This is a genomic window from Alistipes sp. CAG:29, from assembly GCF_000435435.1.
GTDB classification, from domain to species: Bacteria; Bacteroidota; Bacteroidia; order Bacteroidales; family Rikenellaceae; genus Alistipes; species Alistipes onderdonkii.
Window position 1 is genome coordinate 97,630 of sequence record NZ_FR893483.1, and the last position, 14,731, is coordinate 112,360.

Annotated in this window: 12 protein-coding genes and 1 pseudogene; 2 read left to right on the top strand and 11 right to left on the bottom strand. The window is 59.8% G+C overall.

Annotated features, from left to right (window positions below):
• Nucleotides 1-247: 247 nt before the first annotated feature.
• The 4 genes from QVP03_RS10545 to panC form a co-directional block, all read right to left on the bottom strand.
• Nucleotides 248-3,148, bottom strand: a complete 2,901-nt coding sequence (locus QVP03_RS10545; protein WP_022333412.1) for a M16 family metallopeptidase — start codon at nt 3,146-3,148, stop codon at nt 248-250.
• An 11-nt stretch (nt 3,149-3,159) separates the two neighbouring features.
• Entirely contained in the window at nt 3,160-3,672 is a 513-nt protein-coding gene (locus QVP03_RS10550) for a DUF456 domain-containing protein (RefSeq protein WP_022333413.1), read from the bottom strand.
• Between the two features lie 119 nt (nt 3,673-3,791).
• A complete protein-coding gene (gene panD / locus QVP03_RS10555) occupies nt 3,792-4,151 on the bottom strand; it encodes an aspartate 1-decarboxylase (protein ID WP_018695229.1) in 360 nt (119 codons plus the stop codon).
• Nucleotides 4,151-4,987: a pantoate--beta-alanine ligase gene (gene panC, locus QVP03_RS10560; protein WP_022333414.1), complete on the bottom strand. Its 837-nt coding sequence runs from the start codon at nt 4,985-4,987 to the stop codon at nt 4,151-4,153. The genes panD and panC overlap by 1 nt, the downstream gene beginning before the upstream one ends.
• Nucleotides 4,988-5,341: 354 nt before the next feature.
• On the opposite strand from panC, the gene QVP03_RS10565 reads away from it, so the two are divergent.
• A complete protein-coding gene (locus tag QVP03_RS10565) occupies nt 5,342-6,001 on the top strand; it encodes a porin family protein (protein ID WP_195622939.1) in 660 nt (219 codons plus the stop codon).
• A 97-nt stretch (nt 6,002-6,098) separates the two neighbouring features.
• Here QVP03_RS10565 and QVP03_RS10570 read toward each other — a convergent pair whose 3' ends face one another.
• Nucleotides 6,099-8,162 carry a glycoside hydrolase family 127 protein gene (locus tag QVP03_RS10570; protein WP_022333416.1) on the bottom strand — a complete coding sequence of 688 codons (2,064 nt, stop codon included), beginning with the start codon at nt 8,160-8,162 and terminating at the stop codon, nt 6,099-6,101.
• A gap of 260 nt (nt 8,163-8,422) precedes the next feature.
• Between QVP03_RS10570 and QVP03_RS10575 the strand changes: the two genes are divergently transcribed.
• Nucleotides 8,423-10,438, top strand: coding sequence for a dipeptidyl-peptidase 3 family protein (locus tag QVP03_RS10575; protein ID WP_022333417.1), 2,016 nt, complete (start codon nt 8,423-8,425; stop codon nt 10,436-10,438).
• 130 nt (nt 10,439-10,568) lie between these two features.
• Here QVP03_RS10575 and QVP03_RS10580 read toward each other — a convergent pair whose 3' ends face one another.
• The 6 genes and pseudogenes from QVP03_RS10580 to QVP03_RS10605 all read right to left on the bottom strand — a co-directional run.
• On the bottom strand, nt 10,569-12,107 hold the full coding sequence (locus tag QVP03_RS10580; RefSeq protein ID WP_162851416.1) for a family 43 glycosylhydrolase: 1,539 nt from the start codon (nt 12,105-12,107) through the stop codon (nt 10,569-10,571).
• A 187-nt stretch (nt 12,108-12,294) separates the two neighbouring features.
• Complete coding sequence (rd, locus tag QVP03_RS10585; protein ID WP_018695235.1) at nt 12,295-12,459, bottom strand: rubredoxin; 165 nt, start codon at nt 12,457-12,459, stop codon at nt 12,295-12,297.
• A 139-nt stretch (nt 12,460-12,598) separates the two neighbouring features.
• Nucleotides 12,599-13,138, bottom strand: a complete 540-nt coding sequence (locus QVP03_RS10590; RefSeq protein WP_022333419.1) for a PH domain-containing protein — start codon at nt 13,136-13,138, stop codon at nt 12,599-12,601.
• Entirely contained in the window at nt 13,122-13,832 is a 711-nt protein-coding gene (locus QVP03_RS10595) for a 2-C-methyl-D-erythritol 4-phosphate cytidylyltransferase (RefSeq protein WP_022333420.1), read from the bottom strand. The genes QVP03_RS10590 and QVP03_RS10595 overlap by 17 nt, the downstream gene beginning before the upstream one ends.
• Nucleotides 13,817-14,212, bottom strand: coding sequence for a pyridoxamine 5'-phosphate oxidase family protein (locus tag QVP03_RS10600; protein ID WP_032136199.1), 396 nt, complete (start codon nt 14,210-14,212; stop codon nt 13,817-13,819). Before QVP03_RS10600 ends, QVP03_RS10595 begins: the two co-directional genes overlap by 16 nt.
• Nucleotides 14,213-14,481: 269 nt before the next feature.
• Nucleotides 14,482-14,731, bottom strand: a pseudogene (locus tag QVP03_RS10605) (metalloendopeptidase); the annotation flags it as partial.

A 14,731-nucleotide genomic window follows, 5' to 3' on the forward strand; every position in this document is an offset into this window, starting at 1 on the left:
TTTACGATTCCACCCCTGTCGGAAAAACCTTCGGCAGGGGTGTTTTCCTTTCCCAGTGGCTTGCGTTCCCGGCGTTTTCCGTTCCCGGCAGCTTGTGTTCCCGGTGTTTTCGTTCGCGGCATTTCCGCTCAGGATGTTTTATTTCCCGCCGGCTTGCCGGACTGCCCGTTTTGTACTTTGGCCGGGAGCGGGCACGAAAAAGCCGCCGGGGAACCGGCGGCTTTCGTTATCCTGGAGCAGGGGCGGTTTAGTACCCGAAAATCTCCTCCTGTGTCACGGTCTGGATCGGGCCGAGGGTCTTGAGGTAGTTCAGGTCGAGATCCTGGATGTCGCCCAGAATGCCGTAGACGTATTTGCGTCCTTTCACCCACTTTTCCTGTGCGGCCTTGACATCGGCGAGCGTCATCTGCTGCGCCTTCTCGAAGATTTGCTTTCCGCGCGGCTCCGTCAGGCCGAGGTCGCGCATGCGGATGTAGCTCCACAGTACGCCGTCCTTCACCGTGCGCTCGGTGCGCAGGCGCGAGATAAGGGCCTCCTTGGCGATGCTGAACGCCTTTTCCGATTCGGGCATGTTGTTGATGATCTCGTCGAATGCCTCGATGGCCTTCTGCATCTTGTCGTTCTGCGTGGCGATGAAGGCCATGTAGTAATAGTCGCCCTTGGCGTTGGTCGGGATGGCGAGGTTGGCCCATGCCGAGTAAGCCAGGCCGCGGGCTTCGCGCATCTCCTGGAAGACGATGGTGTTCATGCCTCCGCCGAAATACTCGTTGTAGAGGGTGATCTGCGGGTCGGCTGCGAGGTCGAATTTCTCGCCGCGGTTCGAATACTGCATGTAGTAGAGCTGCTTGGCGTCGTACTGGGCAAGCATGACCTTGTTTTCATCGGTGGGTTGCAGCGTGCTGAACTTTTTTTCCAGCGGCTGGAGGTCGGCTGCCACCTTGTGGTGCGCGGCCAGGGCGGCTTTCACTTCGGCCTCGTCCTGCGGGCCGTAGTAGAGCACCTCGTGCTGCTTGCCCATCAGGTCGCCGATCTTTGCGAGCAACTGTTCCGAGGTCAACCCCTGCAATGCCGGGTCGGTGAGCGTGGTGCGGCGGATGAAATCGCTGCCGTAGATCATGTAGCGCTGGAGCGCCCCGAAGCAACGGCTCTGGTTGAGCTTGGCGTCGGCGCGGCTCTTTATCATGTCGCCCTTGAGGTTTTGCAGGATCTCCTCGTTGGGCTGCGCCCCGGCGATCAGCCCTTCGACGATTTCCATCGCCTTGCCCATGTTCTCGCTCAGGCCCGATACCTCGATCCAGCTTTGGTTGGTTCCGGCGCTCAGGCCGAACGAGCAGGCGATGGCGTACATCTCCGATGCGATCTGCTCGGCGCTCATCTTGTCCGTTCCGAGGTAGCTCAGGTAGTCGAAGGCGAGGTTGAGTGCCGGGTCGTTCTCCGTACCCGTGTTGAATACGTAGATCAGCGTGAAGATGTCGTTGGTTTCGTTTTTCTTATACAGCACGTTGACGCCCTTCTGCGCCTCGAACTGCGACATGTCCTTCTTGTAGTCCACGAATACCGGCTCGATAGGCTCGACCTTCGAGTTCTGTATCTCGGTGAGGAACTCGCTCTGCGAGTCGCGGTTGGTCACGATCGGCGTGATCTTCGGGGCTGCGATCTTCTGCTCGTTGGGGTCTTTGCCTTCACGCTTGTAGACGATGGCATAACTTTCGGGGCCGAGGTATTTGTTGGCCCAGTCCACGACGTCCTGCTTGGTGATTTTCGACATGCGGTCGAGCTGCTGCACTTCGTCGGCCCAGTCGGCGCCGTTGATGAACGAGTAGACGTAGAGCATCGCGCGGCTTTCGTTCTCTTCGAACGAACGCATCATCTGCATCTTGTAATTGTTGATGGTCGCCTCGATCAGGCTTTCGTCGAAATCCCCGTTGCGCAGCTTGGCCACTTCGGACAGCAGCATGTCGCGTACTTCGTCGAGCGACTGCCCGGCCTTCGGGCGGCCTGCTACCAGGAATGTCCCGTAATCGGGCTGCGACGATGCGTAGCCGTATGCCGAAAGCACCTTCTGCTGCTGGTTGAGGTCGAGGTCGATCAGTCCGGCCTGGCCGTTATAAAGTACCGAGCCCACGATGTTCGCCACGTCGGTCGACGGGTCGGTCGCACCCGGCAGGCGCCATCCCAGCATCACATTGGCGGCTTCCAGCCCGTATACCTCCTTCACTACGGGAGTCGTGATCGGCTGTTCGGGCTCGAAGTGCAGTTTCGGCAGGTTGGGGTTCGGCTGCATGTCGCCGAAGTATTTTTCGATCGTGGCGACCATTTCGTCGGGATCGAAGTCTCCCGATACGCAGACGGCCATGTTGTTGGGCACGTAGTAGGTCTTGTGGTAATTCTTGACATTGGTGATCGAGGGGTTCTTCAGGTGTTCCTGTGTACCCAGTACGGTCTGCGTGCCGTAGGGATGGTGGGGGAACAGGGCGGCGTCCATGGCCTCCCAGACTTTGCGGCTGTCGCGCGTCAGCGACATGTTCTTCTCCTCGTAGATGGTCTCCAGCTCGGTGTGGAAGCCGCGGATCACGGGGTTCTTGAAACGGTCGGCCTGGATCTTGGCCCAGTTGTCGATCTCGTTCGAAGGGATGTCCTCGACGTATACGGTCATGTCCTGCGACGTGAAGGCATTGGTGCCGTTGGCGCCTATGGCCGACATCAGTTTGTCGTACTCGTTGGGGATGGCGATCTTCGAAGCCTCGTAGCTGACCGAGTCGATGCGGTGGTAGATCGCCGCGCGCTCGGCTTCGTCGGTCGTCTTGCGGTAAACCTCGAAGAGGTTTTCGATTTGGTCGAGCATCGGTTTCTCGGCTGCGAAATCCGATGTGCCGAACTGCTGCGTGCCCTTGAACATCAGATGTTCGAAATAGTGCGCCAGCCCGGTGGTCTCGGCCGGGTCGTTCTTGCCGCCCACATTCACGGCGATGTAGGTCTGGATACGCGGCGTCTCCTTGTTGACGCTCATGTAGACCTTCAGCCCGTTGTCCAGGGTGTAGATTTTGGTGTTCAACGGGTCGCCCTTCACTGTTTCGTACTTGTACTTGGAACAAGCCGCGGCCAGCATCGCTGCGATGACTACCGCAAAGAGTAAGAGTTTTTTCATTATCGAAAGGGTTAAAATAGAGTTGCGAACCAGTTCCGCACGGCGGGGTATGTGTCGGTCGTGACATGTATGAGCATCCCGACGGCGGCTACGACCTTGAGCCCCGTGCCGACGATGAACGAGAGGAAGGAACCGAAACCCACGAGGATCGCCTTCGGGAAGTCCCCGCGGTCGTTGAGCAATTCCCCCGCCACGGCGCCGACGAACGGCCCCAGGATGATGCCTATGGGCGGGAAGATGAAAAATCCGGCGAATACGCCGACCGTGGCCCCGATGGCGCCCGCCCGCGAGCCGCCGAATCTGCGGGTCATCCACGCAGGCAGGAAATAATCGGCCACACTGACGGCCACGGTGATGGCCAGCCATATCCATAGGGCCGATGCCGACATATGCGAATAGGAGGTGAAATAGGCGCACAGAAGCCCTGCGTAACTGAGCACCACGCCCGGCAGGGCGGGGACGATACAGCCGATGATGCCGACGATCGTGAACAGGAATGCAAGTACGGAAAGCGCGATGTCCATATATCCGGGATAAAAAAGACCGTTAACATCGACAAATATAAACATTTATAGCAAAAAAATCTCCCTTTAGGGGAGATTTTTTACTTTTCCGGCCTTTCCGGCCGGCGGTTCCGGATGCGTTATCCGATCAGATGGTTGGTAGCCGTGTCGGGGAAGATGACCCAGGGTTTGAACTGCTTGGCATCCTCGAAATCCATCAGCGCATAGGATGCGATGATGATGACGTCGCCCACCTGTACTTTGCGTGCGGCGGCGCCGTTGAGGCAGATACAGCCGCTTGCGCGTTCGCCCTTGATGACATAGGTTTCGAAACGCTCTCCGTTGTTGATGTCCATGATCTGGACTTTCTCGCCCTCGATGATGTTGGCGGCTTCCAACAGCGCCTCGTCGATGGTGATGCTCCCCACGTAATTCAGGTCGGCCTGTGTGACCGTCACGCGGTGGATTTTGGATTTGATGACTTCAATCTGGAATTTCATTATCGGATACGGATGTTGTCGATTAAACGAATATCTCCCGCCTGTACGGCGATGCAGCCCTGGATGCGGGGGGAGTCGTCCCAGGTGGCGACCTCCTGCATCGTCCGTGCGTCGACCGACTGGTAATAGATGACCTTCAGCAACGGGTTGCGCTCCACCTCGGCCGTGACCCACGCCTTGAGCTGGGCAGGTGTCATCTCCTGCGATTTGGACACTGCGGCGTGCAGCGTGGCGTAGATGTGCGGCGCTGCGGCCCGGTGCGCTGCGTCGAGCAGCGTGTTGCGCGACGAGAGGGCCAGCCCGTCTTCGCCGCGGATGATCGCGCATTCGACGATCTCGATGGGGAGCGCCAGCTGGGCCACCATCGACTTGATGACGGCGATCTGCTGGAAATCCTTTTCCCCGAAATAGGCGCGTGCGGGGCGCACGATGTCGAACAGGCGGCTGACGACCTGCGCTACGCCGTTGAAATGGCCGGGGCGCGTGGCGCCCTCCATCACCTTGTCGATCAGTCCGAAATCGAACTGCCTGCTGTCGGGCTGGGGATATATCTCCTCGACCGAGGGCATCAGCACGAAATCCGCCCCGGCCTCTTCCAGCAGGCGGGCATCGGCCTCCGGCGTGCGGGGGTAATGCTTCAGGTCGTTTTTGTCGTTGAACTGCGTGGGGTTTACGAAGACGCTCACCACGACGGTGTTGTTTTCCCGCCGGGCACGCTCCACGAGCGAGCGGTGTCCTGCATGCAGGGCGCCCATCGTCGGTACGAAGCCGATTCCCGACTGCTCCGCCTTGTCCAGCTCTGCACGGAGCTCCTTGACACTTTCAAATACTTTCATCCTTTCTTGATGCGAGTTGTGCGGGCAAAGGTAGAAATTCCATCAGACATAACGAAGAAAAAAGTCGGAAAAATAAGCCGTATCTTTTTCTTATGCGCACCATGCCGTTCCGAAATCCCGGTTTTCCGGCCTCGGATGCGGATGCGGTTCTGTAAAATGCGGTTTCCGTGTGAAAAGGGATGAAATTCATTGATTTTATTTCCGGATATCGCATAATGCGCCTATATTTACAACCGGTGAAACAATGGCGGGGTACCCGCTTCCCGTTCCGGAATGGAAACGGGTGCGGCGGTTCCCTATTCCGGCAATCCAAACTTAAACGCCTCACGGGAACCGGGGTACAATTTTAAAGTTATGAAGAAATTTATTCTTTGTTTGCTGGCCGTTGCCGCCGGCATGTCAGCATTCGGCCAGGGCCGCGTGATAGGAGTGCGCGCCGGACTGAATGTGACCAGCATCGACCTGAGCGCGGGCAGTAACAGCTTCTCGTTCGACTCGCGTGCGTCGTACAATGTGGGCTTTGCCTACCAGCAGCCGCTGCTGCGGGCGCTTCCGCTTTATCTGGAAACGGGCCTTTATCTGACGGGGCGCGGCGGAGCGGTCAATGTGGCCGATTTCGGCTTCGGGTTCGACGAGGAGTTGTCCGGGAAGGTGAAGTTCAATATGCTCTATTTGCAGGTGCCCGTCGTGGTCAGCTGGCATTTCAACGTCAGGAGCGTTTCGATACAGCCCCTGGCGGGTGTCTTCTATGGGTTCGGTATCCATGGCAAGGCGAAGTTCAAGGGCGAGAAGGCCGACCTGTTCAAGTCCACCGACCTGGGGGATGGCGCCGAGGAGGAAGCGATGTTCAAACGCTCCGACCTGGGCCTGCGCTTCGGTGTCAACGTGACATTCAGGAAGCATTACAATGTCAGCCTCGGGTATGACCTGGGCCTGCTGAACATCCTGAAGGATGCCGACGAGGTCAAGGCCAAGAACGGCAGCTTCTTCGTTTCGCTGGGTTACAACTTCTGATCCCGGGAACGGGCGGCCGGATGGCGGCCGGAAATAAAAAGCACCGGAAGGCGTCGAACCTTTCCGGTGCTTTTTTGTGCCCGCGCTGTTCGGGTTGTCAGCGGGTCGGCAGCCAGACGCGGTAGCCGCCGTTTCCCCGGTTGCCGAAGGCGTAGTAGGGGATGGCCGTGAAGGTGCTCTTCGCGTCCTTGCCGTCGATGGCCGTTCCCGTGATGACCGGCGTGCCGTCCATCAGGTCGCTGCGGTATCCGAGTTCCATGCTGCCGGCCGTGTCGAGCCTCAGCCGGGCGTAATCCGCGTTGTCCGCCTGCTCGATGCAGTATACCAGCGGCCCGGCCGCGATGGCGGCCATGCCGTCCAGCTCCCGGGCGGCTTTATGTGCCCGGACGAGGCGCGGCGCGACGGGAAGTTCCAGCACGATGCGGTCTGCGGGGTTCCAGACCCGGTCGAGGAGGGCGTACCCTTTGTCGAGGCGGATTTCGACCGGGGTGCCGTTCACCGAGAGCACCGGCGCGGCCGGGCTTTCGGATACGTACAACCCGAACGGGTTTTCCTCGCCGCGGGCCCAGCCCGGGATACGTACCTTCACGGTGAAGCGTGCCGCCTTTTCGGGCGTAAGCGTGAGGACGACCTTTCCGTCCACGGGGTATCGGGTCTGCTGCCGGACATGCACCTGCGTGTCGCCGAGCGCGATGTCGGCATCGCTGCCGATGAACAGGTTGACATAGACCGTCCTGTCGTCCCGGGCGTAGATGAATTCGGGGGTCGCCGAGACTATCTTGAGGAACATCGGCGGGCAGCAGGGGCAGGGGTGCCATTCCCAGCGTTCGCTGCGGTCGGTGTTGAGCGGGTTCTGGTAGGTATACTGCCTGCCCGAGGCGGCGACGCCAGCCAGCACGTTGTTGTATAGCGCGCGTTCGAATTCATCCATGTATTTCGCGTCGCCCGTGAGCTGGTTCATCGCCTGGCTGAAGAACCCCACGCCTACGGCGGCGCAGGTTTCCAGATAGGCGTCGGTGGGCAGGTAGTAGTCGTGGCCGAACTTTTCGTCGAAATGCACTGCCCCGACACCGCCCGTGACGAAGAGTTTTTTCCCGGCCATGTCGTCCCACCAGCGTTTCGCCGTGGCGATGTAGTCCGCATTGCCGTTCTCATAGGCCGCCGCGGCGATGCCCGTCGCCAGCAGGGTGGCCCTCACGGCGTGCCCGACGATGGCGGGCTGGTCGAATACGCGGATCGAATCCTGCGCGTAATCGCCCCATGCGGGCCGCGCTTCGGGGCCGAATTCCGCGGTGTAGAGCTCCTCGTGGATCCACCGCTCCGCGCTGTCGTTGCCCCACGTGCCCCACAGCGGATAGCCGCAGTGCACGCCGCGGTTGCCGATCCAGAACTCGGCCAGCCGGAGATAGTCGCCGGCTGCGGACTGCGCCCCGGTTTGCGCGCGCAGGCCGGGGCGGTCACGGTAGAGCTTGTAGAGTTTTACCAGGGCCTCCTCGGGGCCCGAGTGCGCCGGGACGATGTTCTTTTTCGGTGCGGGCCCCATCGTCCGCACCATGTAGTCCGCCAGGCGCGTGGCGACTTTCAGCAGCCTGTCGTCCCCCGTGGCTTGGTAATAGTGTACCCCGGCTTCGATGAGCATGCCGGCGTTGTAGACGTCGTGCTGCATGCGCAGAAACCCGCCGTTCGCGCCCCAGCGGTGGTTGTCCTCCGTTAGCTGGGTGTTGGTGCCGACGAACCCGTCCGGATCGCTCTTTTGTGCCGCTTCGATGCGGGCGATGTAACCGTCTACACGGGCTTTGAGCGCCGGGTCGGGACGTTGTGCCAGCAGGTCGGAGATCCCCCGGATCGTCTCGTACACCAGCCCGTCGTACCACGGCGGCCCCGCGTGGCGGCCGATATCGCGGGCGCCCGAGGCTACGAGGTCGAAATTTTCGAAGGCGTCGACGCCGCACGCGAAATGCGCCGGGTCGTTCCCTTCGAACTTGTCGAGCATGTCGCCGACGGTGACGTGTTCCCATTTTTCATAGCGGGGGCTCCAGAAGGCGTCTTCGACCCGGACGCTTCCGGCCTCCATCGGCCGGATTTTTGCAGTCCCGGAGTCCCGGTTGCACCCTGCGGCCAGAAGCGGCAGGGCCAGAAGTGCGGTTTTGATAGGTTTCATCGATGTGGGTTTATGTTGTTTTTCCGAATTTATCCGGCATAGTGCCTGCCTTGTGGCAAATATAAATAAAAAATCCGTCATACTGGTACGAACTGGTATGTTTTTTTGAAGGCTAATGTCCGCACAACGGGCGCCGCCGGGTGTGGCGGGGAGGTGCGTTTGCCGGCACATATTGTATATGTGTCCATGCGTATATTCGTCCGTATGCGGCTTTTTCGCAAAAAAACCGTATATTTCGGGGAAATTCAAACCCGAACGACATGAAAAATTTAGTTACACTGACATCTATGACTGTTACCGCTGTTGCACTGACTTCGTGCTGCGGGGCATCGAAGAGCGAAGCCCCGTGGATCGTCGACCGTTTCGACGACATCAAGGTCATCCGTTACGAAGTCCCCGGTTTCGAGCAACTTCCGCTTGCGGAGAAGGAACTGGTCTATTACCTCGCCGAGGCTGCCAAGTGCGGCCGGGACATCCTTTTCGACCAGAATTTCAAATACAACCTCGCCGTGCGCCGTACGCTCGAAACGGTTTACGAGAACTACCGGGGCGATCGCTCGGCGGCCGAATGGAAGGCCTTGGAGAAATACCTGAAAAAGGTGTGGTTCGCCAACGGCATTCATCACCACTATTCGAACGACAAGTTCGTCCCCGGGTTCACCGAAGGTTACCTGCTCGACGTGATAGAGACGATCCCCGAGGAGAAGTTCGGCGACCTGAACCCGCTGCGCGGCGAGGTCTGCAAGGCTATCTTCGATCCGGCGCTCTATAAAACGCGCCTGAACCAGACGGCGGGCGAAGACCTGATCGCCACCTCGTCGAACAACTACTACGAGGGCGTGACGCAGGCCGAGGTCGAGAAATTCTACGCCGACATGGTCGATCACAACGACCCGGAACCGATCTCCTACGGCCTGAACTCCAAGCTGGTGAAGGAGAACGGCGTCCTAAAGGAGCGCGTATGGAAGGTCGGCGGCATGTATTCGCCCGCCATCGAGAAGATCGTCTACTGGCTCGAAAAAGCGCAGGCCGTAGCCGCCGAACCGCAGAAAAGCAATATTGCTGCGCTGATCGAATATTACAAGACCGGCGACCTGCGCGAGTTCGACCGCTATAATATCGGCTGGGTGAAGGACACCGTGTCGAACGTCGACTTCGTGAATGGCTTTATCGAGGATTACGGCGATCCGCTCGGCCGCAAGGCTTCGTGGGAGGGCATCGTGAATTTCATGGACAAGGAGGCCTGCCACCGTACGGAGGTGATTTCGGATAACGCGCAGTGGTTCGAAGACCATTCGCCCGTTGCTCCCGCCTACCGCAAGGAGAAGGTGAAGGGCGTTTCGGCCAAGGTCATCACGGTGGCGATGCTGGGCGGCGACTGCTATCCCGCCACGCCCATCGGCATCAACCTGCCCAATGCCGACTGGATCCGCAAGGAATACGGTTCGAAGTCGGTCACGATCGACAACATCACCTATGCCTACGACATGGCCGCCCACGGCAACGGCTTCAACGAGGAGTTCGTGCTGCGTGCCGGGGACCGCGAGGTGATGGACAAGTACGGCAAACTGGCCGACGACCTGCATACCGACCTGCACGAGTGTCTGGGGCACGGTTCGGGACAGCTGGCACCGGGTGTGAAGGGCAACGAGCTGAAGAGTTACAGCTCGACGCTCGAAGAGACCCGTGCCGACCTCTTCGGCCTCTACTACCTGGGTGACCCGAAGATGGTGGAACTGGGGCTGGTGCCCTCGTTCGACGTGGCGAAGGCCGGCTATGCGAAATATATCCTGAACGGCATGATGACCCAGCTGGCGCGTATCGAGCCGGGCAAGAACGTCGAGGAGTCGCACATGCGCAACCGCAAGCTGATCTGCGAGTGGTGCTATGAGCGCGGCAAGGCCGACAACGTGATCGAAATGATCCGGGAAAACGGCAAAACCTATGTCGTGGTCAACGATTACGAAAAACTGCGCCGACTGTTCGGCGACATGCTCCGCGAGGTGCAGCGCATCAAGTCCGAAGGCGACTACGAGGCCGGCAAGGCGCTTGTCGAGCGGTATGCCGTCCAGGTCGATCCCCAGCTGCACCGTGAGGTGCGCGACCGTTACTATGCACTCGGCATCGAACCTTACGGCGGCTTCGTGAACCCCGAGTTCGAACTTGTCGAAAAGGACGGCAAGGTGGTTGATGTGAAAATTTCCTATCCGGCGAACTACGTCGAGCAGATGCTCGGTTACTCGAAGGACTATTCTTTCCTGCCGAATATCAATTGACGGGCGCAGTCCCGGAAGAGAAAGCCGCCCCGAATTGTTCGGGGCGGCTCTTTTTATCGGAAAGTTCCGGCCGGGATGCTGCCGTGCTTCCGCAGGGGGCTTGCCTTGCGGAAGGGGGCTGCAACATCGCTCAGCGGTTGGTCATCCGCATGTATTCGAATTCGGCCGCCTGGCCTTCCGGCCCCTGGTAATACAATCCCGGGCGTGCTACGCGATCCCATTGCAGCAGGTCTTCGGCACCTACGGGCAGGTTCTCCACTTGTTTCCAGGCGTGTCCGTCGGTGCTGTACCCGAATGCCGCGGGGGCATTCCCCCGTACTTCGATGCGCAGGTAGACCGGCAGATGCGACCCGATCTGCCCGGAGCTGCCCAGCAGCGTTTCCCTGCCGTCCTTGTAGAGCTTCAACAATACCTCGTCGCCCTGCAATCCCCATACGAGGAGGTTCGCTGCATCCCCGTATACCGTGAGCCCGCTCCATCCTGCGTTGCGGTCGGAGAGTGCCGTTTCGAGCGTATAGTCGGGACTTACGGCCCTCAGGCAGAGCGCCGTGCCGGTTTTCACGCCCTCTTTGGGCCGGCCGCCCAGATAGAGGCGCCCGTCGGCAAGCTCGATCTCGGGCGTCGCGTAAGGATAGTTCCACGTCCACTCGGGTCGGAGCCGGTCGGCCGTGAAGTCATCTGCGAAATCGAATACGGGCTGCTGTGCCATGCCGGCAAAAGGCATCGGCTGCGTCAGGGATGCTGTTTCCCCGCCCCGGAAATGAAGCCACAGGTCATCGCCCAGGACGATCTGCTGCAACATCGGCTGGCGTCCCAGAAAGAAATTCTCACCGGCCAGATAGGCGTGGCAGAGGTAGAACATCCTCCCGTCGGGCGTCGTCGTGATGGTGCCGTGCCCGATGGACTGGACATCGCCGCCGCCGTGCAGGATCGGGTTCCCGGCGTAACGCTCGTAGGGGCCCCGCAGGTTTTTCGAGCGGGCGACCGCCACGGCGTAGTCGCTCCCAGGGCCGCAGCAGCCGTTTATGGAGTAGACGATGTAATAGTAATCGCCGATTTTCAGCCAGTGCTGCCCTTCCATGCCCTGCCGTTTGTCGTCGCGCAGCAGCGTGAAGGGTTCCCCCGCCATGCGCAGCCCGTCGTCCGAGATTTTGCAGGCCAGGAGTTCGATCGGCCTTGGGTCGAGCCCGTAGGCTTTCCACGAGATATACAGCTCGCCGGCGTCTTCCAGCACGAATGCGTCGATCGCCTCGGTGCCGTACTCGACGATCGGGCCGTGGTCGGTATAGGGGCCTTCGGGTTTGTCGGCCGTGGCGACGCCGATATACGACGTCCCGTCGGTTTTCCGGCGTGCCGTATAATAAGCGTATGTTTTGCCGTTGCGGTGGAAAAGTTCCGGGGCCCAGAACGAGGACCTCGTCCATGCGGGCTGCTGTTCGAACAGGTGCCCGATCTGCCGCCAGTTGACCAGGTCTTTGGAGCGGAACAACGGGTAGTAGGGGGCCCATTCCGACGAGGTGCCCGTCGCATAATAGGTGTTGTCTACCCGGATGACCGTCGGGTCGGCCATGTCGCCCGCAATGACCGGGTTGCGGAAGGTCGCCTGCTGGGCGCCGGCGCCCATGCAGGTCAGGAGCGAGGCTAAAAGCAATAGATGTTTCATCTGCATGAAATTTTAGGTGTGAGGGGCAGTTCTGCCGACAAATATACACAAAATTTCGGGTGGGAAATACATCGGAATTACATATGTTTGCCCTTATTCGGATGAGACGGCCTGCGTCCGGGCTCCTCCGGTTACAAACGGCAAGGCGCACCCCGCAGGGTGCGCCTTGCCGTTTCTTCGGGGAGGGACGGGATTATTCCGCAACCTCTTCGAACATGTCTTTGCCGACGCCGCAGACGGGGCAAACCCAGTCTTCGGGAATCTCTTCGAACTGCGTTCCGGGGGCGATGCCTCCGTCGGGATCGCCCACTGCGGGGTCGTATACCCACTCACAAACGGTGCAACGGTACTTTTTCATTTCTTCTGGTTTTTAATGCGTTGTTTGTTATTTTTCGTTTTTACGGGCCGTTCCGGCCTCGGTTGCAAATATAAGATCATTTTCCGGAAATACGCAATCCCCGGGCGTCTTCTGTCGACTTTTTGGCCGGATCCCGATACTATTGCGCCTGCTCTTCCTCTTCGTCGTCTTCCGCCGGGCGGTTGCCTCCGGGGGGCATAAGCTCCTCCACGAGGCGGTCGGCATCCGAACACGAGACGTACAGGCGGTCTTCGTAGATGTCGGTGATCTCCACGAAGTTTTTCCACTCCGAAGCGTAGAGTTTCACGCGTTCGAACCGCCTGAGGTCGAGGAAATGTCCGTAATAACCGAAGAACCCGCAGCCCCCGAATACCGGGAAGAACCATTTCATCCGCCGAGGGTCGACCCGGCGTACCGAGGCGATTTCGTCGCGGCGGATTTCGGTGATGTCCAGCAGGCAGCGCACCTCGACCTTCTCGTCGGTGACCACGATCCTGCGGGGGATCGACAGCGACATCAGGGCGATGAGCGCCACGATGAACGAGGTGAACCAGGCCGAGAGGTAGCCCCCTTCGTAGAGGTGGTACAACAACCAGCCCAGCAGTACGAAGACCACCAAATAGACCAGCGTCCAGTAGATCGCCCGGCGGCTGAAACGGTATTTATAGGTTTTCTCCATCCGTATCCTCCTCTGTCTTTTTGCGCCCGGCCAGCAGTGCCTCGGCGATGACCATATCTTCGGGGGTCGTGATCTTCAGGTTCGTACGCTCGCCTTCGCACAGAAATACGGCCTCGCCGGCCTGTTCCACGACCGATGCGTCGTCCGTAAATTCGGGGCGGTACTCCGCCTCGTAGGCGCGGCGCAGTATGTCGGCGCGGAATACCTGCGGGGTCTGTACGATGCGCAGGCGGCGGCGGTCGACGATGCGTGAAGCCGTGCCGTCCGTTTCGCGGTACGAATCCACGGCTTCGACGACCGGGATCGCAGTGCCGTGTTCGGCGGCTGCGGCCACCGCACGGCGGATCATGCCGTGTGAGGCCAGCGGTCGTACGCCGTCCTGTACGGCGATCAATTCCGGATCGTGCTTCAGGGCTTTCAGCCCGTTTTTCACCGAATGGAACCGCTCGTCGCCTCCCGTCGTAACCGTGTGTGCCGCGATGTCGAAGCGTGCTGCGAAGTCCTTCCAGAAATCGGCGTGCTCCGCGGGCAGCACCACGACGATCTCTGCCCCGGGCAGCGCCCCGGCGAAATTGTTGATCGTATGGGCCAGGACGGGCAGGCCGCCCAGCATCATGAATTGCTTGGGACGCGAACCTCCCATGCGGGTTCCGCCCCCGCCTGCTACGATGATGACTCCTATCTGTTGTTCCATATCAGTTTTTTTCCGAATCCGAGCGTGTTGTCGGTGAATTTCATAAAGTCGGGCGCGATCGCCCACAGGGTCAGTTCTGCCAGTACGGCATAGGGAAACCGTTTGAGGTATGCCCGCCTCGCCGCCTCGTCGGCCCTTTCGGCTTTACCGCACAATTGCAGCCCCTGGACGCGTCCCACGACCTTCGTTTCGAGGACTACCGAGGCTGCGACACACGGGTTGCGAGCCATCTGCTGCGCGTGGCGTGTCGCCATGTCCGACGTGAAGATCAGCAAATTGCGTTCCGCATCGTAGCAGTAAAATGCGTTGCTGCAATAGGGCGCTCCCTCGCCGCTCGTCGCCAGCGTCAGCACATGGTGTTTTTTCAGAAACCGTACGATTCGCGCATCGACGCCGGCTTTATGTTTGGCTTCCTGCGCCCCGGTGCTTTCCGCTGTATCCTCCGGATTTCCGGTTTTTTTCGGTATACCGGACTTTTTCCGGGGCGTTCCTGTCTGTTCCCCGGCATTCCCGGGTGCTTTGCCCGTTTCCCGGATGGCTTCCATCCTCGTCCTGCCCCCGGGCCTGTTATCGAACGGTTCCTGATCCCGGCTTTCCGGCATGTCGGCCGGCAGATGTTCCTTGCCTGTCGTTGCGGCCATTTTCCCCGTTATTTCGCTGCCTCCGGTGCTGCCGGCTGCGGGATGACGAGCGAATCGAGCTGCGTGATGCGCTCCCCGTCCTTCACGTCGCCGTTCAGTTCGGCCACGATACGGTCGCGCACGAATTCGAACGTCGCGCGGTTCTCGTTCGAGATCGGTTCGGCCGGTTCCTGGGGGATTTTCAGCGGATTGATCGGCGTGCCGTTTTTCCAGATGCGGTAGTCGAGGTGGGGGCCGGGCGAGGCGCCCGGCGAAACG